General features: G+C 62.3%; 17 protein-coding genes. 12 read left to right on the top strand and 5 right to left on the bottom strand.

Annotated features, from left to right (window positions below):
* The first annotated feature begins 58 nt into the window (after positions 1-58).
* From AC0L2Y_RS14250 to phnN, 8 genes are all read left to right on the top strand, one after another.
* Positions 59-1,993, top strand: a complete 1,935-nt coding sequence (locus tag AC0L2Y_RS14250) for a bifunctional 5-dehydro-2-deoxygluconokinase/5-dehydro-2-deoxyphosphogluconate aldolase (protein ID WP_473557045.1) — start codon at positions 59-61, stop codon at positions 1,991-1,993.
* A 35-nt stretch (positions 1,994-2,028) separates the two neighbouring features.
* Positions 2,029-3,873: a 3D-(3,5/4)-trihydroxycyclohexane-1,2-dione acylhydrolase (decyclizing) gene (gene iolD, locus AC0L2Y_RS14245; RefSeq protein ID WP_473557042.1), complete on the top strand. Its 1,845-nt coding sequence runs from the start codon at positions 2,029-2,031 to the stop codon at positions 3,871-3,873.
* A gap of 45 nt (positions 3,874-3,918) precedes the next feature.
* Positions 3,919-4,836, top strand: a complete 918-nt coding sequence (iolE, locus tag AC0L2Y_RS14240) for a myo-inosose-2 dehydratase (RefSeq protein WP_473557040.1) — start codon at positions 3,919-3,921, stop codon at positions 4,834-4,836.
* A gap of 44 nt (positions 4,837-4,880) precedes the next feature.
* A complete protein-coding gene (locus AC0L2Y_RS14235) occupies positions 4,881-5,093 on the top strand; it encodes a DUF3329 domain-containing protein (RefSeq protein WP_473557038.1) in 213 nt (70 codons plus the stop codon).
* A 369-nt stretch (positions 5,094-5,462) separates the two neighbouring features.
* Positions 5,463-6,275 carry a 5-deoxy-glucuronate isomerase gene (gene iolB, locus AC0L2Y_RS14230; protein WP_473557036.1) on the top strand — a complete coding sequence of 271 codons (813 nt, stop codon included), beginning with the start codon at positions 5,463-5,465 and terminating at the stop codon, positions 6,273-6,275.
* Between the two features lie 153 nt (positions 6,276-6,428).
* Positions 6,429-7,136: a DUF1045 domain-containing protein gene (locus AC0L2Y_RS14225; protein ID WP_352490497.1), complete on the top strand. Its 708-nt coding sequence runs from the start codon at positions 6,429-6,431 to the stop codon at positions 7,134-7,136.
* A gap of 79 nt (positions 7,137-7,215) precedes the next feature.
* On the top strand, positions 7,216-8,355 hold the full coding sequence (locus tag AC0L2Y_RS14220; protein ID WP_473557033.1) for an alpha-D-ribose 1-methylphosphonate 5-triphosphate diphosphatase: 1,140 nt from the start codon (positions 7,216-7,218) through the stop codon (positions 8,353-8,355).
* Entirely contained in the window at positions 8,352-8,981 is a 630-nt protein-coding gene (gene phnN, locus AC0L2Y_RS14215) for a phosphonate metabolism protein/1,5-bisphosphokinase (PRPP-forming) PhnN (protein WP_473557030.1), read from the top strand. The genes AC0L2Y_RS14220 and phnN overlap by 4 nt, the downstream gene beginning before the upstream one ends.
* A 91-nt stretch (positions 8,982-9,072) precedes the next feature.
* Here the strand turns inward: phnN and AC0L2Y_RS14210 are convergent, their stop codons facing one another.
* The 4 genes from AC0L2Y_RS14210 to AC0L2Y_RS14195 all read right to left on the bottom strand — a co-directional run bounded on the left by AC0L2Y_RS14210 (position 9,073) and on the right by AC0L2Y_RS14195 (position 13,393).
* Positions 9,073-9,603 (bottom strand): DUF2231 domain-containing protein, encoded by a 531-nt coding sequence (locus AC0L2Y_RS14210; protein WP_473557028.1) that lies wholly within the window; start codon positions 9,601-9,603, stop codon positions 9,073-9,075.
* Between the two features lie 151 nt (positions 9,604-9,754).
* Positions 9,755-10,750, bottom strand: coding sequence for an ABC transporter permease (locus AC0L2Y_RS14205; protein WP_473557025.1), 996 nt, complete (start codon positions 10,748-10,750; stop codon positions 9,755-9,757).
* A 23-nt stretch (positions 10,751-10,773) separates the two neighbouring features.
* Positions 10,774-12,318 carry a sugar ABC transporter ATP-binding protein gene (locus AC0L2Y_RS14200; RefSeq protein ID WP_473557023.1) on the bottom strand — a complete coding sequence of 515 codons (1,545 nt, stop codon included), beginning with the start codon at positions 12,316-12,318 and terminating at the stop codon, positions 10,774-10,776.
* A 112-nt stretch (positions 12,319-12,430) separates the two neighbouring features.
* On the bottom strand, positions 12,431-13,393 hold the full coding sequence (locus AC0L2Y_RS14195) for a sugar-binding protein (protein ID WP_473557021.1): 963 nt from the start codon (positions 13,391-13,393) through the stop codon (positions 12,431-12,433).
* 455 nt (positions 13,394-13,848) lie between these two features.
* Here AC0L2Y_RS14195 and AC0L2Y_RS14190 point away from each other — a divergent pair, with 455 nt between their 5' ends.
* Together AC0L2Y_RS14190 and AC0L2Y_RS14185 are read left to right on the top strand one after the other, a co-directional pair.
* Positions 13,849-14,955 (top strand): LacI family DNA-binding transcriptional regulator, encoded by a 1,107-nt coding sequence (locus tag AC0L2Y_RS14190; RefSeq protein WP_473557019.1) that lies wholly within the window; start codon positions 13,849-13,851, stop codon positions 14,953-14,955.
* A 68-nt stretch (positions 14,956-15,023) separates the two neighbouring features.
* A complete protein-coding gene (locus tag AC0L2Y_RS14185) occupies positions 15,024-16,166 on the top strand; it encodes an alpha-hydroxy acid oxidase (protein WP_473557016.1) in 1,143 nt (380 codons plus the stop codon).
* A 781-nt stretch (positions 16,167-16,947) separates the two neighbouring features.
* On the opposite strand, the gene AC0L2Y_RS14180 is transcribed toward AC0L2Y_RS14185, so the two are convergent.
* Complete coding sequence (locus AC0L2Y_RS14180) at positions 16,948-17,841, bottom strand: LysR family transcriptional regulator (RefSeq protein ID WP_352490507.1); 894 nt, start codon at positions 17,839-17,841, stop codon at positions 16,948-16,950.
* A 146-nt stretch (positions 17,842-17,987) separates the two neighbouring features.
* Here AC0L2Y_RS14180 and AC0L2Y_RS14175 point away from each other — a divergent pair, with 146 nt between their 5' ends.
* Both AC0L2Y_RS14175 and AC0L2Y_RS14170 read left to right on the top strand, forming a co-directional pair.
* Positions 17,988-18,260 (top strand): hypothetical protein, encoded by a 273-nt coding sequence (locus AC0L2Y_RS14175; RefSeq protein WP_352565650.1) that lies wholly within the window; start codon positions 17,988-17,990, stop codon positions 18,258-18,260.
* Positions 18,251-19,357: an alpha/beta hydrolase gene (locus tag AC0L2Y_RS14170; RefSeq protein WP_473557014.1), complete on the top strand. Its 1,107-nt coding sequence runs from the start codon at positions 18,251-18,253 to the stop codon at positions 19,355-19,357. Before AC0L2Y_RS14175 ends, AC0L2Y_RS14170 begins: the two co-directional genes overlap by 10 nt.
* Positions 19,358-19,385: the final 28 nt, after the last annotated feature.

Below are 19,385 nucleotides of genomic sequence, written 5' to 3'. Positions count from 1 at the left end.
GCGCCACGCTGCCGCTCGCGCGTGTTACCCAAGACAACAAAGCCGATGGGAGGTTCGAATGGGCGAAGCCGTGGAAGCGAGACATGCGCCGCTCGACATCATCACGATCGGCCGCGCTTCCGTCGATCTCTATGGTCAGCAGATCGGTTCGCGCCTCGAGGACATTACTTCCTTTGCCAAGTCGGTCGGCGGCTGTCCGGCCAACATCGCGGTCGGCACTGCCAGGCTCGGCCTGCGCTCGGCGCTGCTCACCCGCGTCGGCAATGAGCAGATGGGCCGCTTCATCCGCGAGCAGCTGACCCGCGAGGGCGTTTCGGTCCAAGGCCTCAAGACCGATCCGGAGCGGCTGACCGCCCTGGTGCTGCTGTCGGTCGAGGATGAGGGCGTCTCGCCGATGATCTTCTATCGCAGCGATTGCGCCGACATGGCGCTTTCGGAAGACGATATCGATGAGGCGTTCATCGCTTCGGCACGCGCGGTCGTCGTCACCGGCACGCATTTTTCACGGCCCAACAGCGACGCCGCCCAGCGCAAGGCGATCCGTGCCATGAAGGCCAAGGGCGGCAAAGTGGTGTTCGACATCGACTACCGCCCCAACCTGTGGGGCCTCGCCGGCCACGCCGAAGGCTTCGAGCGCTATGTGAAATCCGACCGCGTCTCGGCGCAGTTGAAGACGGTGCTGCCCGACTGCGACCTCATCGTCGGCACCGAAGAGGAAATCATGATCGCCTCGGGCGCAGACAATTGCCTGCGCGCGCTGAAAACCATCCGCTCGCTGTCGGCGGCAACCATCGTGCTGAAACGCGGCGCCATGGGTTGCATCGTCTATGACGGGCCGATCAGTGACGACCTCGAGGACGGTGTCGTCGGCAAGGGGTTTCCGATCGAGGTCTACAATGTGCTCGGCGCCGGCGACGCCTTCATGTCGGGCTTCCTGCGCGGCTGGCTCGGCGAGGAAAGCCTGGCGACGGCGGCAACCTGGGCCAATGCCTGCGGCGCCTTTGCCGTGTCGCGGCTGCTCTGCGCACCGGAATACCCGACTTTCGAGGAATTGCAGTTCTTCCTGAAAAACGGCAGCAAGCATCTGGCGCTGCGCAAGGACGAGGCGATCAACCACATCCATTGGGCGACCACGCGCCGGCGCGACATCCCCTCGCTGATGGCGTTCGCCTGCGACCACCGCGTCCAGCTGGAGGACGTCGCGGCAAAAGCCGGCGCCGATCCGTCGCGAATCCCAGCTTTCAAGGTGCTGACAGTCAAGGCTGCGGCCAAGGTCGCGGCTGGCCGCGCCGGCTACGGCATGCTGCTCGACGAAAAATACGGACGCGAGGCGATGTTCGAATTCGCCCACCATTCCTTCGCCTGGCTCGGCCGGCCGGTCGAGTTGCCGGGTTCGCGGCCGCTTCGCTTCGAGTTCTCGCAAGACATAGGTTCGCAACTGACCGAATGGCCGGTCGACCACTGCATCAAATGCCTGTGCTTCTATCATCCCGACGATCCGGCGGCGCTGAAGAGCGAACAGCAGCAGAAACTGCGCGCTTTGTTCGAGGCCGCGCGGAAAGTGGGCAGAGAACTTCTGGTCGAGATCATCGCCGGCAAGCACGGCAGGCTCGACGACATGACGATACCGCGCGCGCTCGAGGAACTCTACGCACTCGGCATCAAGCCCGATTGGTGGAAGCTCGAACCGCAGGCATCGGCCGGCGCATGGGCAAAGATCGAGGCGGTGATCCTGAAGCACGATCCGTGGTGCCGCGGCATTGTACTGCTCGGTTTGGAAGCGCCGCAGGACGAACTGGAAGCGGCTTTCGCCGCGACCGCCAAGGCGCCCATCGTCAAGGGTTTCGCTGTCGGCCGCACCATCTTCATCAACGCGGCCGAACAATGGCTTGCCGGCAAGATGTCGGACGATGAAGCGGTTGCCGACATGGCGTCGCGCTTCGAGAGACTGACCGAGGCATGGCTTGCCGCGCGCGGCCGCAAAGCAGCATAAGATGGCGCGGCAATAAGGACTGCGGAGGAACCGACATGACCAAGACAATCCGCCTGACGATGGCGCAGGCGCTGACCCGCTTTCTTGCCCGGCAGATGACTGAGATCGACGGGAAGAAAGTGCCGATCTTCGGCGGCGTCTGGGCGATCTTCGGCCACGGCAACGTGGCCGGTGTCGGCGAGGCGCTTTACCAGGTGCGCGACGAGCTGCCGACCTTCCGTGCCCATAACGAGCAGGCAATGGCACATGCGGCGATCGCCTATGCCAAGGCCAATTTCCGCCGCCGCTTCATGGCCGCGACCAGTTCGATCGGCCCGGGCGCGCTCAACATGGTGACCGCCGCGGCACTTGCGCATGTAAACAGGTTGCCTGTCCTGTTTCTGCCCGGCGACGTCTTCGCCAATCGCATTCCCGATCCCGTCCTGCAGCAGGCCGAGGATTTTTCCGACGGCACGGCGACGGTCAATGACTGCCTCCGGCCGGTGTCGCGCTATTTCGATCGCATCACGCGGCCGGAACAGATCATGCCGGCGCTCAGCCGCGCCATGCAGGTGCTGACCGATCCCGCCGAATGCGGCCCGGTGACACTGGCGCTGTGCCAGGACGTGCAGGCCGAGGCTTATGACTACCCCGAGAGTTTCTTTGCCGAGCGGCTCTGGACGCCGCGTCGGCAGCGCCCGGACCGCCAAGAGCTAGCAGCTGCAGTGGCGGCGCTGAAGAGCGCGAAGAAGCCATTGGTAATTGCCGGCGGTGGCGCACTCTATTCGCAGGCGTCCGAGGAACTGGCAAAGCTGGTACAAGGCGCCGGCATTCCGGTTTGTGAGACGCAAGGCGGCAAATCCTCGCTCCCCGACGATCATCCCTTGAACATGGGCGCGGTTGGCGTCACCGGCACTTCGGCGGCCAACAGGTTGGCCGAAGAGGCCGACGTCGTGCTTGCCGTCGGCACCAGACTGCAGGATTTCACCACCGGCTCCTGGGCATTGTTCAAGCATGCCGGCAGGACCATCATCGGGCTCAACGTACAGCCTTTCGACGCTGGAAAGCATCAGGCACTGCCGCTGGTCGCCGATGCGGCGGAAGGGCTCGCCGAACTCGGCGAGGCGCTGAAGGGCTGGAAGGTGCCTGCCGCCTGGACCGACAATGCGATCAAGGGCAAAAAGGATTGGCAGGCGGAGGCGGGCAAGGTGACTGCGTCGACCAATGCCGCCTATCCGTCCGACGCGCAGGTGATCGGCGCCGTACAGCGCGCCATGGGCTCCGGCGTGATATTGCTCCATGCCGCCGGCGGCCTGCCAGGCGAATTGCACAAGCTATGGCAGGCAGGCGCCCCCGGCTCCTACCACGCCGAATACGGCTTCTCGACCATGGGCTACGAAATCGCCGGCGGGCTCGGCGTCAAGATGGCCAAGCCGGACGAAGAGGTTGTGGTGATGATCGGCGACGGCTCCTATCTGATGCTCAATTCCGAGATCGCGACCTCGGTGATGCTCGGCCTCAAGCTGACCATCGTGCTGCTCGACAACCGCGGCTATGGCTGCATCAACCGGCTGCAGATGGCGACCGGCGGCGCCAACTTCAACAATCTGCTGAAGGACGCTCGTCACGAAACTTTGCCCGAGATCGACTTCGCCGCGCATGCTGCGAGCATGGGTGCGATTGCCGAAAAAGTGCCGTCGATCGCCGGGCTCGAAACGGCGCTGGCTCAAGCGAAGAAGAATACGCGAACGACCGTGCTGGTCATCGACACCGACCCGCTGGTTTCGACCGAGGCCGGTGGAAGCTGGTGGGATGTCGCAGTGCCGGAAGTCTCGGCACGGCCGCAAGTGAATGCGGCGCGCAAGAAATACGAGGAAGCGCTGAGCGGGCGGGTTCTTTAGCCATCCGCGAACGCGCCTCGAAATGTCTGAAACTGGAGTGACGACTTGAAAGCCAAACTGGGCATGTCCCCCATTGCATGGTGGAACGACGATCTTGCCGAACTCAGCGATGATGTGTCGCTGGAGGAGTGCCTGCGCCAGTCGCGCTCGGCTGGCTTTACCGGCATGGAAATGGGCCGCCGCTTTCCCAACGATCCGACAATCATGCTGCCGATCCTCAGGCAGGCCGACGTGACGCTTTGCGGCGGCTGGTTCTCGGGGACGCTGGTCGACGAAGACATGGCGAAGAACAAGGATCGTATCCAGCCGATGATCGATCTGTTCAAGGCGGTGAATGCGCCATGCATCGTCTATGGTGAAGTCGGCCGCTCCATCCAGGGCGACCGCTCGAAACCCCTCGCCAGTAAACCCAGGCTTTCGGACGAAGAAATGAAAGCCTACGCCCGGCGGCTCACGCAGTTCGGCGAATGGTGTGCCGGGCAAGGCATGCCGCTCTCCTATCACCATCATATGGCGGCGGTGGTCGAGACCGAGCCAGAGCTCGACGCCTTCATGCGCTATTCGGGAGAAGGCATTCCATTGCTGCTCGACGCGGGTCACCTGGCCTTTGCCGGCGGCGACGTGCTGCGCGCTATTGATAACCACCACCGGCGCATCAACCACGTGCATGTGAAAGACGTGCGCAGGGAGGTGATCGATAAGCTGGATCGTAGCACGCAATCCTTCCTCGATGCGGTGGCGCTTGGTGCCTTCACCGTGCCGGGAGATGGCTCGCTGGACTTTGGCGCCATCGTCCAGAGGCTCGCCGACCATGGCTATGAAGGCTGGTTCGTGGTCGAGGCCGAGCAGGATCCGAAGAAGAACCCGCCACTCAAGATGGCGCAGGTCGGCTACAAGGAATTGATGCGGGTGATGACGGCGGCCGGCTACACGGTGGAGACACAGGGCTTTCCCAATGCTTGAGGGTTCGCGAGGAAAGGTGGTGATCCGATGCCGCGGGTGATCCGATGAAAGACTCCGAGCACCCGTTTTTCCGGCCGCTGTGGCGGCGCGTTGCCGTTGTCGCGGTCTGCCTGGTCTGGTCGGTGATCGAATTCGCTACCGGCACACCGTTCTGGGGCGTGATCGCGCTCGGCTTCGCCGGCTATGCCGTCTGGCAATTCTTCTATCTCTACAAGCCGGCTGACGAGGACAAGGATTCGGCCGAGCCGAAGGAATGACCGGAATCCATGGCGCAGAAGTTTTTGTGGATCGATACCGCGTGACTGACAGATCAACTGACAGATCACATGCGTCGGCAATTGGCCGGAACACCCCTCGCTTCGTCATCCTAGGGCGGAGCAAGGAGCGCAGCGACGCGGCGCAGACCCTAGGATCCATGCCATGACTTCGAAGTGTTATGACGGTGCAGAATTCTGCTCCGCTGTGCCCTTCTGCCAAGGTTACGGCATGGATCCTAGGGTCTTCGCGACGGAGCTTCGCTCTAGGATGACGAAGTTGGAAGGCCTGGCCAATCTCTCCAAGATTTCGCGACAGTCCATCGAAATCTTGGCTGCGCCAATCGAGTGTCGAGGAATAGGAGACCCCAGATGTCTAAGCTGCTCGTCAAAGCCAATAAGGGCCACGGCCGCGTCGCTCATGTGACGCCGCAAGCCGCCGGCTGGACCTATGTCGGCTTCGATCTGCATCGGCTGAGGCCCGGCGAGAGCGCTTCCGGGCAAACCGCGGATCGCGAGGTCTGCCTGGTGATCGTCACCGGCAAGGGTAAGGCCAAGGCCGGCGGCAAGGATCTCGGCCTGCTCGGTGAACGCATGTCGCCGTTCGAAGGCAAGCCGTGGTCGGTCTATGTGCCGCAGGGGTCGGAGTGGTCGGTGAGCGCCGATACCGATCTCGAACTTGCCGTCTGTTCGGCGCCAGGACTGGGCGGGGGTCTGCCGATCCGTGTCATCGGGCCCGACGATCTCGGCCAGGAGGTTCGCGGCAAAGGCACCAACACGCGCTACGTCACCAACATCCTGCCGGAGGGCAAGCCGGCCGATTCCTTGCTGGTGGTCGAGGTCATCACGCCCGGCGGCCACACATCGAGCTATCCGCCGCACAAGCACGACCGGGACAATCTGCCGGCTGAATCCTATCTCGAGGAAACCTATTACCACCGCATCAACCCGCCGCAGGGCTTTGCCTTCCAGCGCGTCTACACCGATGCCGACGAGAACGGTGCTCGTTCGCTCGACGAAGCGATGGCGATCGAGGACGGCGACGTCGTGCTGGTCCCCAAAGGTTATCACCCCTGCGCAGCCTGCCACGGCTATGATCTCTATTACCTCAACGTCATGGCCGGACCGAAGCGGACGTGGAAATTCCACAACGCGCCCGAGCACGAATGGCTGATGAAAGCCTGACAGGTTTTTCGCCTCACCTTCATCCGCTGGTCCAAGGCGAAAAAATCGTCGGCTAATGACCCGCCTGGACAACTTTGTTATCAGGAGCGATCACCAGCTTCGTCATTTCGTCATGCAAATCGCCTATGGCAGCGGGGCTGACGAGGACTTTCGATGCGCTACGCTATCTATTTCACCCCCCGACAGGACGAACCGCTGGCACGGATCGCCGCCAACTGGCTCGGCCGCGACCCGTTCGGTGCCGCCACAAAGCCGGTCGAGGCTGCGGGCGAACTGTCGGCGGCAGAAGTTGCCTTCCATACCGCCTCGGCGCGCCGCTATGGCTTTCATGCGACGCTGAAGGCGCCCTTTCGACTGGCCCCCAACGAGACCGAAACGTCGCTTTGCACGACACTCGACGATTTTGCCGAGGCGACGCCGGTGCTGACGATCCCGCGCCTGATCGTCAGCCAGATCGACGGCTTCTTCGCGCTGGTGCCGGAAGCACCGCTGCCGGCGCTCAACCGCTTCGCCGATGATGTGGTGCGCGACTTCGACCGCTTTCGCGCGCCGTTGACGGAAGCCGAGATCGAACGGCGCAGCCCCGATTCGCTGAAGCCCGACGAATTCCGCAATCTCTGCCAGTGGGGCTACCCCTATGTCTTCGAGACGTTTCGTTTCCATATGACGCTGTCCGGCCGGGTCTCGTCACAGGAAAGTCCTCGTCTTCGCCTAGCAATCGACAGCCTGTTTGCGGACGTGCTGCAACGGCCGGTGCCGGTGGACGCGCTGACGCTGTTTGTGGAAACTGAACCGGGTGCGCCGTTCATGGTGCTGTCGCATCACGCGCTCGGGCGCCGCCCGGCCAGAAGAACTGCCTAAGTGACTATTTGCTTCAACCGCATGGTGCGACGCCAATTCATTTTCAGTTGGCTGCAAAATGCCGCAAGGACTGCCCGAAATGACTGCCGAAACCGTTCTTGATAATGCCCGCATTGTGCTCGCCGACCAGATCATCGAAGGGTCGATCGTGCTGCGCGATGGCGTGATCGCCGACATTGATCCCGGCGCTGGCCGCAGCGGCGAGGACATGGGCGGCGACTTCATCATCCCCGGCCTGGTCGAGCTCCACACCGACCATCTCGAAGGCCATTACGCGCCGCGGCCGAAAGTGCGCTGGAACCCGATCGCAGCTGTGCTCGCCCATGACGCGCAGGTGGCGACCGCCGGCATCACCACCGTGCTCGACGCCTTGCGTGTCGGCATGGACGAGGATGCCGACCTGACGGCCGCCGACATACGCGAGCTGGCCGACGCGATCGAAGACAGCGTGCAGCAGGACCGGCTCAGGGCCGACCATTTCCTCCATCTGCGCTGCGAGGTTTCGGCGCCGGACTGCCTCACGGCCTTCGCCAATTTCGACGGTGACGAGCGCGTCAGGCTGGCGTCGCTGATGGACCATGCGCCCGGACAGCGCCAGTTCGTCAATTTGGAAACCTACGCTTATTACTACCAGCGCAAGCTGAAGCTGACCGATCGCGATTTCCAGAAATTCTGCGAAAAGCGGATGGCGGAATCGGCGAGGAACTCAAGCCCGAACCGCAGCTTCATCGCTGCTGCCTGCCAGGAGCGCGGCATCGTGCTCGCCAGCCATGACGACGCAACCGTCGGCCATGTCGATGAAGCGATCGAGCAAGGTGTGCGTGTCGCCGAGTTCCCGACCACCGAGGAGGCGGCGCGGGCTTCAAAAGAGGCAGGGCTCGGCGTATTGATGGGCGCGCCGAACGTCATGCGCGGCGCCTCGCATTCGGGCAATGTCTCGGCCCGCGCGCTGGCCGGCGACGGCCTGCTCGACATATTGTCGTCGGACTACATTCCGTTCAGCCTGATCCAATCGGCCTTCTTCCTCGGCGACGTGGTCGAGGGCATTTCCTTGCCACAGGCGGTGGCGATGGTCTCGAAGAACCCGGCCGAGGCGGTCGGCCTCACCGATCGCGGCGTCATCGAGCCCGGCCGGCGCGCCGATCTGGTTCGCGTGCGCGTCGACGACCATGTCCCGGTGGTCCGCACGGTCTGGCGGCAGGGACGGCGGGTCGCATGATGGTGTCGGCATCGGTCGAGCGTGAATTGTCAGCTGCGGCGTTTCCCATCCGCGACGGCGTCTTCGTCGCCGTCGTCGGGCCGAGCGGTGCCGGCAAGGACACGGTGATCGGCTATGCGCGCGCCGTGTTTGCCGACGAGAGCCGGCTGGAGTTCGTGCGCCGGGTCATAACCCGGCCGAGCGACGTGGCTACCGAGGATCACGACACGCTCGCCGACGCGGCCTTCGTCGAGGCCGAAGCGGATGGCGCCTTCGCGATTTCCTGGGAGGCGCATGGCCTGCGTTATGGCATCCCGGCCGAAGTCGATTGGTCGGTCTCAAACGGCCGTGTCGCGATCGCCAACGTCTCGCGCGCGATCATCCCGGCGCTGCGGGAGCGCTACGCCAATCTGGCTGTCGTCGAGATCACGGCTACACCGCAGATCCTGGCCGAGCGGCTGGCGTTGCGCGGTCGCGAATCGCGCGGCGAAGTGCTGGCACGGCTAGCGCGCAGCGCCAATGTGGCGCTGTCCGGACCGGGTGTCACCTCGATCGACAATAGCGGTCCTCGTGAAGCCGCCGGCGAGCGCTTCGCCGAGGTGCTGCGCAAGGCCATGGCCTTCTCCGACATGTCGGGCCTTATATAAAGTAGCGTCCATCCGATGAATTCGGGATGGGCGCTACTTGTCTAACCCATATTTTTTTTGAAACCGGTATCCTCTTTTCGGGATTATGGCCTCATGCGGCGTGCCGGTCCCGACCAGCGTGATGAGTATCCGTGCTAGTGGTTGTCGTAGGCTTCGCTGGTGCATCCGCCGGTGTATCCAGAACTGCAACGTGATGCCGATACACCATTTCCCAGCCCTTCCAGCCGGTGAACAGCAGTATGCAGACCACTATGAACGACAACAGCGCGCCCCACGGTCGGACCGCGGCCTCGGCGCCTTGAGCATAGCGAAGGTAGAAATTGATCAGTGCCACAACGACCGCGGTCAAGTTGCCCAGCATGTGGTACCAGGCGTCGGACAAGGCGCGAATGCGCGGCTCGTTGAGGAAGTCGATAAAACCGGCTGTCGCGGCGAGAAGGGCCATTACTATGGCTGCGCCGATCAGCCACATCGATGCCCGTGCCCAGAAGGCATCGGCAGTCCCCCAGAAAACCAGGTCGGTGACAAACGCACCGCCAAGAAACGCGACAGGAAAAGGTATCAGCATCGGGTGGAGGGGGTGAGTTCCTACCTTGGCGGTACTTATTGGATTCGTGGGCATGGGACGCCTCCGCGTAGCAAAGCCTAAACAAACGCTTAGATACGGGTTTCGTTCCAAATAGAGATTAACCTGAACTGCTGTCGCGAAGCTCAGGCTGACCTTTTCATGCCTACCAATGGCAGTCGGCGTATTTCATCCAGCTATTTTTGCGTCATTCGGCGGCAGCACCCGCCACGCCCTTGCGGGTAGCTTCCAGCATCCGCCGCCGCGCCCTGAACACGCCCCATTGCTGGTCGACCAGCACGCCGATGAGGATCACCCCGCCCATGACGGCGAAGTTGAGCGAGGACGGGATGCCGAGCAGGTTGACGAGGTTCTGAAGCTCCTGCAGCAGCACCGTGCCGAGGAGGACGCCGATCAGCGAACCTTCGCCACCGCGCAGCGAGAAGCCGCCGAGCACCGCCGCCGCGATGGCATAGAGCTCGTAGAACTGCCCGTGGCTCGCCGGCGAGATCGAGCGTGTGTACATGGCGAAATAGATAGCCGACAGCGCCGTCAGCACGCCGCAGATGACATAGGCGGCCATGACGATGCGGCCGGTGCGGATGCCGGAATATTTTGCCGCTTCCTCGTTCTTGCCGATGGCGTAGAGATAGCGACCGAACACCGACCGGTGCAGCACCACCCACATCACGACGGCGATGACGATCAGCGCGAAAAAGCTGTTCGGCACGCCCCACGACCGGCCGGCGGTCAGGAATTCCAGCTCCGGAAAGTTCTGGCCGAAGGCGAAACCGGCAGTCCCGTCGGCGGTGTAGAAGCGCGCCACGCCGCGATAGATCAGCAGGCCGCATAGCGTGACGACGAAGGGCTGCAGTTTGAGCCTTGTGATCAACCAGCCATGCACCAGCCCAATAACGGCGCCGAACGCGATGATCAGCACGAAGGCCAGTGGCCACTCCATCTCTCGCACAGCGATGAAATCGACGAACAGCGTCCCGAGCAGCGCAACCACCGAGCCGACCGACAATTCGATGCCGCCGGTGATGATGACGAAAGCCTGGCCGATCGACAGGATGCCGAACAGCCCGATCAGGTTCGAGGTGTTGGCGAGATTGATCGGCAGCAGGAAACGCGGGTTGATGATCGCCACCACCGCGCCGACCACCAGGATCAGGATCAGCAGGCCGAGATCTTTCTTGCTCATCGTCTTCTCCCAGTGCCTGCGAATTACTTCGGCTGTTTGCCGACCGCCAGCAGCAGCACGTTTTCCTGGCTGAACCGGTCCTTGTCGAGAATGCCGGAGATCTGGCCCTCATGCATGACGGCGATGCGGTCGGAAACGCCGATCACCTCCTCCATGTCGCTGGAGATCATCAGCACGGCAACGCCGGCATCGGCCAGCGCTCGCATCAGCCCGTAGATCTCGGCCTTGGCGCCGATATCGATACCGCGCGTCGGCTCGTCGAGGATCATCACCTTCGGCTTCATCGCCAGCCATTTGGCCAGCACGACCTTTTGCTGGTTGCCGCCCGACAGCGTGCCGGTACGCGTCTGGACGGAGGGCGCCCTGATGCCGAGATCGGTCTTCTGCTTCTGAGCGGTGGCGGCCTCGGCGCTGGCCGAAACCAGGGAGCGCCGCGAATGCGCCGGCAGATTGGGCAGCGAGATGTTCTGCGCGATCGACAGGTCGAGCAGGATGCCGGTTAGCTTGCGATCCTCGGGGACGAGGAAAATACCATTGGCCACCGCGTCGGCGGCCGAACCAAGAACCAGATCTTTTGCGTCAAGCTGCAACGAACCGCCAAAGCTCTTGTCGATGCCGAACAGCACGCGCGCCAGTTCCGTCCGGCCGGAGCCGACGAGGCCGGCGAGACCGAGGATCTCGCCATGCCTGACGTCGAGGTCGACCGGCCGGTCGGGATAGGCGGCGGTGCGAATGGCCTTGACCGACAGCGCGACAGAGCCCGGCGGGCGCGCCGATTCTGCGGCCTTCTCGCGCTCCTTCAGCATGCGGCCGATCATCAGCTTGACCATCTGGTCGTGATTGATGGCGCTCTTCGGCAAGGCTCCGGCGAGCATGCCGTCCCTGAGCACGACGACGCGATCGGCGACACGCTCGACCTCGTGAAGGCGGTGCGAGATGAAAATGACACTGATGCCGTCTGCCTTCAGCGCCTTGATGACACCGAGGAGCTTGTCGGTTTCGGCGATCGGCAGGCTCGAGGTCGGTTCGTCGAGGATAACCAGCCGTGCATCGATCGACAGCGCCTTGGCGATCTCGACCATTTGCTGCTGCGCCAGCGACAGCGCCGAGACCGGCGTATCGGCCGAGAAATTGGCGCCCACGCGTTTGAGCAGCGGCGCCGCCTGCGCTCGCAGCCTGGCGCGGTCGACGAGTTTGAGCGGCCCCGCGCGCAGCGGTTCGCGGCCGAAGAAGATATTGGCGGCCACGTCGAGGTTTTCGAACAGGTTGAGTTCCTGGTGGACGAAAGCGATGCCCGAGCCGATGCTGGCCTCGACGGTCAGCCCGTCATGGGCAACGCCATCGACCGTGATAGTGCCGGTGTCCGGCCTGGTCACGCCCCCGAGGATCTTCATCAGCGTCGATTTGCCGGCGCCGTTTTCGCCGACCAGGCCGATGACCTCGCCGGGCCTGACCTCCATCGAGAATCCGTCCAGCGCGACGACGCCGGGATAGGTCTTGCGTACACCGTCGAGGCTCAGGAACGGAGCGTCCGTGGATGCAACGATGGATGGGTCGGAATAATTCATCACGCCTGACAGCAGCCGGTGAGCCGTTTGGTCTCAGACTGACGGGCCTCGCGAAGCCCGTCAATAGAACGCCGGCTCAAGGCGAACCTTGAGCCGGCGCAACCTGGTTCGCTCACTTGCCAGCCATCGCCTTGAGGCTGGCGGCGTAGGCGTCGACATCGTCCTTCCCAATGATCTTGGTCGGGATGATGATCAGGCCATCGGCAGGAATGCCCGACTTGTCGCCCTCGAGATAGGCAGCCATCAGCTTCATGCCCTGATAGGCCCATTCGAAGGGTTGCTGCACGACGGTGGCGGCGACGGTGCCTTCCTTGACGCCGCCCAACGTGATCGGATCGTCATCGAAACCGACGACGGTGATCTGGCCGAGCTTGCCGGCGTCGCGCAGCGCTTCATAGATGCGCGGCGTGTTGTAGGAATAGAAGCCGACCATGCAGGTGACGTCGGGGCTGGCGACCAGCGCGTCCTCGACGTTCTTCTTGGCGCGAGCCTGATCGATGTCGTCGCCACGCACGTCGACCAATTCGATCTTGGTGCCCGCGAGGCCGTCCTTCATGCCCTGGATACGTTCCTTGGCATTGTCGGCACCGAGCAGGCCAACGAAGCCGAGGCACTTGCCACCGTCAGGCATTGCCTTCTTGGCGATCTCTGCCGCCTGCTTGCCGGCATCGACATTGGACGAGCCGATATAGGCGACACGCTTGGTCTGCGGTGCGTCGCTGTCGGTGGTGAACAACGCCGTTTGCGAGGCGATCTTGTTCAGCCCGTCGGTCGACGTCTTGGGATCGACGGCCGAGACCATGATCGCCTTCACGCCGGCCGTGACCAGATCGTCCATCAGGCGCTGCTGGATGGCGACCGAGGACTGCTCCGGATATTTGAGTTCCAGATTGTAATTGGGCAGTTCGCCTTGAGCCTTCTTGACGCCGGCTTCGGCCGCCTTCCAGAAATCGGAAGCGCCGTTGACGACGAAGGCCAGTGTCGGCTTGTCGTCGGCCCGCGCAATTGCGCTGGCGGACAGGCCGAGCAGCAGGGCCGCAGCGGCGACGGACGCATTTCGTATTACAGATTTCATGTTCAACCTCCCATTTGACTCAGTGATTTTCGCTGATGATGAACGTGCCGACGCGGCTTGGACGCCCTCCTCCTCAGGGTTCCGGCAGCGAGGAACGACGCCATTCCAGCCGCGATCATCGACTTTAGAGACTCATTCGCCGTTCGTAAATAGTCCGATTTGTCTGACATTTCCCCGAAACGGCAGGCGAGCTTCGGCTGACGGGAACCGTCCGATACAAGGCTGGCTTGCGTTCCGAACATGCGCGGTCCGATATCGTCCGGGCATGACGGATTGACGTTATAGGGATGCCCGATATTAGTAAAGACTATTAGTGGATCGGGATTCTCGCCACAAAGGAGAGGCCTTCCAGTCGTTGCTGCTTGGGATTGGGCGACTGAATTCGCCGAAGAGGGTGGATTATATCTATTAGTAGCGCTTTGCCTTATAAATGCGAAATTCGAGGGACCAACAACATGAACGAACCACTTCGGGATGCGGTCCTTCAGGGTGCCAGACGGCGCAAGCCGTCCGGGAAAAACCCCAAGGGCCGCGTCACCATGACCGACATCGCCAGGGCCGCAGGCTGTTCGCAGGCGACGGTCTCGTTCGTCCTCAACAACACGCCGGGCATCAGGCTGTCGCAGCAAACCCGAGAGCGGGTGATTGAGACCGCACGAACGCTCGGCTATTCGCCGCCGGTGTTTTCTGCCTTGCGAGCCCCTGTTGCCGCATTCGACGGGCTGGATGGCGTGATCGGCTTCGCAGTCGACCAGTTGGCGACCAGCCCGGAGGCGGTCGTCGCCATCGAAGGGGCGCGGCAAGCCTCGTGGAACGCCGGCAATGTGCTTTTGGTGGCGCAGACCATGGGCGACGAGGTGATGGAGCCCCGCGCCATCGCGGCGCTGACCAAGCGGGGCATTTCGGCGCTGATCTACATGACCATCTTCACCCGCGAGATCGTCGCGCCGGACTATCTCTACGGCCTCGACATCCCGGTCATCCTGCTGAACTGCTACACCGCCGACTATGCCTTTCCGGCCGTGGTGCCGAGCGAAATCGCCGGCGGCCAGAGCTCGACCCGGCACCTGATCAGCCATGGCCACAGGCGTATCGCCACCATTACCGGCGAGCCCTGGATGCAGGCGGCGCAGGACCGGTTGAAGGGCTACCGCCGGGCGCTGGCGACAGCCGACATCCCGTTCGACCCGGCGCTGGTCGTCGAAGGCGATTGGTCGGCGAGCGCCGGCTATGCCGCGACCGTCAAGCTCTTGGCGCTGAAGGACCGGCCGACCGCGATCTTCTGCCAGAACGACCGCACCGCGATCGGCTGCTACGAGGCGCTGAAGGAGGCCGGCCTGCACATCCCCCAGGATATTTCGGTGATCGGTTATGACGACGAGGAGATCGCGCGGCATCTGTTCCCGCCGCTGACGACGTCGATCCTGCCGCATATGGCCATGGGGCAATGGGCGATCGAGCAGCTCGAAGTCCCCGCTGCTCCCGGTCGCGGCCGCTATCCCATCACCAAGCTCGAATGCCCGCTGGTGGAGCGGGAGTCGGTTGGCGCGGTGGCGGGCTAAGGCGAGAGCGCCGGCGATCGAAGTGGCACAGGCTTGACATCGGGCCCGGCATATACCCGATTGATTTCATGAGACTGCGAAGCTGCTACAATTTTCAGGACTTCCGCCGGCTGGCAAAACAGCGCCTGCCAGGCCCGATCTTCAACTATATCGATGGCGGCGCGGACGACGAGACGACGCTGCGGCGCAACACGACGGCGTTCGAGGACTGCGATCTCGTCCCCAACGTCCTTGCCGGCGTCGGACAGGTCGACATGTCGGTCACCGTCATGGGCCAGAAGCTGGCGATGCCGGTCTATTGTTCGCCGACGGCTCTCCAGCGACTGTTTCACCATAGCGGCGAGCGCGCCGTCGCCGCGGCGGCGGAGAAGTTCGGCACGATGTTCGGCGTCTCATCGCTCGGCACGGTCAGCCTGGAGGAAGTCCGCAAGCACAGGACGCCGCAGGTCTATCAGTTCTATTTCCACAGGGATCGCGGCCTGAACCGCGCCATGATGGAGCGCGCCAAGGCGTCCGGCGTCGAGGTGATGATGCTGACGGTCGACAGCGTCACCGGCGGAAACCGCGAGCGTGACCTGCGGACCGGCTTTTCCATCCCCTTTCGGCTTACGCTCGGCGGCATGATGCAGTTCGCGATCAAGCCGAGATGGGCCATCGACTATTTGACGCACGAAAAGTTCAGCCTGCCGCAGTTGGACGGCCACATCGATCTCGGAGGCGGAGCGCTTTCCATCAGCCGCTATTTCACCGAGATCCTCGATCCATCGCTGGATTGGAAGGACGTCGAAGACATGGTCCGCTTCTGGAACGGCCAGTTCTGCCTGAAGGGAATCATGAGCATCGCCGATGCCAGAAAAGCCGTCGACATCGGCTGCACCGGCATCGTTCTGTCAAATCATGGCGGCAGGCAGCTGGACGGCTCGCGCAGCCCGTTCGACCAGCTGTCGGAGATCGTCGACGCGGTGGGCGACAAGATAGACGTGATCATCGACAGCGGCGTCCAGCGCGGCACGCATGTGCTGAAAGCCCTGTCGCTGGGCGCCAAGGCCGTCGGCGTCGGGCGCTACTACCTCTTCCCGCTGGCCGCCGCCGGACAGGCAGGCGTCGAACGGGCGCTCGGCCTGATGCGAACCGAGATCGAACGCGACATGCGGCTGATGGGATGCAGGTCGGTGACAGAGCTTTCCAAGGGGAATGTCCGGTTTAGGTGAGGGAGCCGGGAAGTGGCGCACGGCGTAAGCTTTTCGAAGTGCGAACGCTATACCGACCGGCCGCCGCTCCTGCCGTCCGTGTCGAAGACGGCCTCGCCGGAAACAGCATCCGTATTTCCGCCCAAGCTGCCGCTGCGTGTAACGCGCTGTTAACGCCGTTCGCGACTGACAGGGTGTTGGCGGCAGTTCGAAGGTGTAGCCTGCGTCTCGCTGTCAGTTGCGGAGGCGAAATGAATTTGCTTCGGATTGCGCTCTTGTGCACGGCCATGATCGACCTTGGAATGCCGGCCGTTCGCGCTGAGGATCGGCCTGTGCCGCCGAACAACGAAGCCGCCACAGCGCAGCCGCCCGTTCATTGTGAAGGCCAAAACTGTCTCCCGCCGGCGAACGATCCTGTGCAGGAATGCACCGGCCAAGATTGCACGCCAGTTCCGCCGACTGAACCAGGTCCGGAGGTTAAGCAGGCCGACTGAGCAGCTTCAGCCGACACCGCTCTTTTGGCAGGGACGGCGCTCACTCCTCGCGACCTTCCGACCACAGGCGAGAGAGCGGGATGCGTTCAAATTGAACCGTGCATCCCGCTCTATCTATTTGTTTTAGCCGCATTTCTGCGACGCCAAGTGATTCCACTTGGCTGCAAAATGCTCTAGATTCTGTTACCTATGTTCCCGGGGTGGGCATGAGTTTAATGGCGATGATGAGAACTATGTCTACTCTATTGCCCTCTAGAGCCCTCCCAAATGGGGCGTGAGCCAATCGCGCGGGTTTAGATTCTCTCGCTTCATTCCCGATGGCGTAGCGCGTCGACAATGACCTTGAACGCGGGAAGATTCTGACGGCGGCTCGGATAATAGAGGAAATAGCCATCGAAGAAGGGCGACCAGTCGTCGAGGACCTGCACCAGCAATCCTGAGGCGATGTGCCGCTCCACGATGTTCTCGGGAACATAGGCGATGCCATAGCCACTCACTGCGGCGTCGATCATGGCGTAGGTGTTGTTGAAGGTAAGTTGACCGTCCACACGGACACGCAGCGCCTGTCCATCCTTCTCGAACTCCCATGCGTACAGACCGCCGGCGGTTTCGTGGCGCATGTTGATGCAGATGTAACGGACCAGATCCTGCGGATGCACAGGCACACCGTGCGCCGCGAAGTATCGCGGCGAAGCCACGGCGACCAAGCGCCAGTCCGGGCCGATGCGGACCGCGATCATGTCTTTCTCGACGCTCTCTCCAAGCCGGACACCGGCGTCAAAGCCTTCCTCGACGATGTTTCGGAAGGTGCTGTCTAGGATCAGTTCGACGCCGATGTCGGGATAGGCGCTGAGGACCGGCTTAAGCTTCGGCCAGACCACGCTTTCGAGCGCGTGGTCGGACAGGGTCAACCTGATCGAGCCTGACGGCTTTTCGCGGAACGCCATCAGCGCTGCGATCTCGTCTTCGATTTCACCAATGCGCGGAGCGATCGTCTGTAGCAGCCTTTCGCCTGCAACGGTCGTCGCCACATTACGCGTCGTGCGGGTCAGAAGGCGTATGCCCATGCGAGCTTCGAGCTGCTTGATCGTGTGACTGAGCGTCGATTGCGCGACGCCGAGTTTTGCCGCTGCCTTGGTGAAGCTGCGCTCCTCGGCGACGGCCTGAAACCACGTCAGTTGATTGAGATCGGTTCTGGCCATGAGCTTCCTTCGTTTGCCATCTCGCAACAGATTATTCGATGTAGTCGATTAGTTCATGCCAATTTCGACGGGTAATCGTTTTATGTCAAAACCATTAGGTTTGCACTGCAACAACGCATTACCGCGATGTCGGTGATTTGGATGACATGGATGTCGCAAAATGCGGACGATGCGCCCGAGGCCGCCGGCAGCCTGATGGTCGTGGCGATCCAGCTTCGATCCTTCTGGGCGCGATAGTCGGAGGGGTGCTGCTGGATGGCCTGACGATCTCCGCGACCTTTATCGGCAGCTTGGTTCTGGCCGGCTTTGCAATCGCGCTGATCGGCACCGGCCGGCGTCTGATGACGGAGAGAGGACTGGCCAAGGCGGCGAGTGGCTCAATTCAACCCAAACCTACAGGAGATCGGAAATGCCTATGAATACCCCTGATACGAAAACATCAGAGCGTGAAATCCACCGGCGCGAGCTTTTGAAGCTGACCGGTGCCGGCGCAGCCGCTTTCAGTGCGGCGTCACTCTTCAACATTCACTTCGCAAAGGCTCAAGACATGTCGAACGGTGCAAACAATTTCTACACGAGCGATCAGGTGACGCTCGAAAAGGTCGCCTTCAAAAGCCAATACCAGATGAATGTCGCGGGGAATCTGCTCGTTCCCAAGAACCTTGACCGCAATGCACGTCATCCGGCCATCGTCGTCGGCCATCCAATGGGCGCGGTGAAAGAGCAAAGCGCGACCCTCTATGCCACCAAGATGGCCGAGCAGGGCTTCATCGCCATGGCGATCGATCTGCCATTCTGGGGCGAGAGCGAGGGCGAAGCCCGACAGATCGTTTCACCGGATGTCTATGCCGAGGCGTTCAGCGCGGCGGTGGACTTCCTCGGGACACGCGCGTTCGTCGACCGCAACCGTATTGGCGCGATTGGTGTCTGCGGCAGCGGCAGCTTCGTCATCAGCGCCGCCAAGATCGACCCACGCATGCGCGCCATCGCCACGGTAAGCATGTATGACATGGGCGCGGCGAACCGAAACGCACTCAATCACTCGCTAAGCGTCGAGCAACGGAAGCAGATCATCGCGGCGGCCGCCGAGCAGCGCTACTCCGAATTCGAAGGCGGCCAGATCCAGTATACGGGCGGAACCGATCTCAAACTGACCGCGTCGACGCATCCCATCCAGCGTGAGTTCTACGATTTCTATCGGACACCCCGCGGAGAGTTTACCCCGGCGGGTGTCTCCGACCAGATAACGACCAGGCCGACGCTGACCAGCAATGTCAAATTCATGAACTTCTACCCGTTCAACGACATCGAGACGATCTCGCCGCGCCCAATGCTGTTCATCAGCGGCGATCAGGCGCATTCGAAGGAGTTCAGCGAGGAAGCTTACAGACTGGCAGCCGAGCCGAAGGAACTGGTTTGGGTCCAGGGCGCCGGTCACGTCGATCTCTACGACCGTGTGGACCTGATTCCGTTCGACAGGCTTACCAGCTTCTTCGGTCAGCATCTGGCCGCTTAACAGGGCCGTATCATCGAAGGGTGCGGCC

It is taken from the genome of Mesorhizobium sp. WSM4830, from assembly GCF_055811495.1.
The sequence above is the reverse complement of the archived record's forward strand: the minus strand, read 5'-3'. Positions and strand labels throughout refer to the sequence as shown.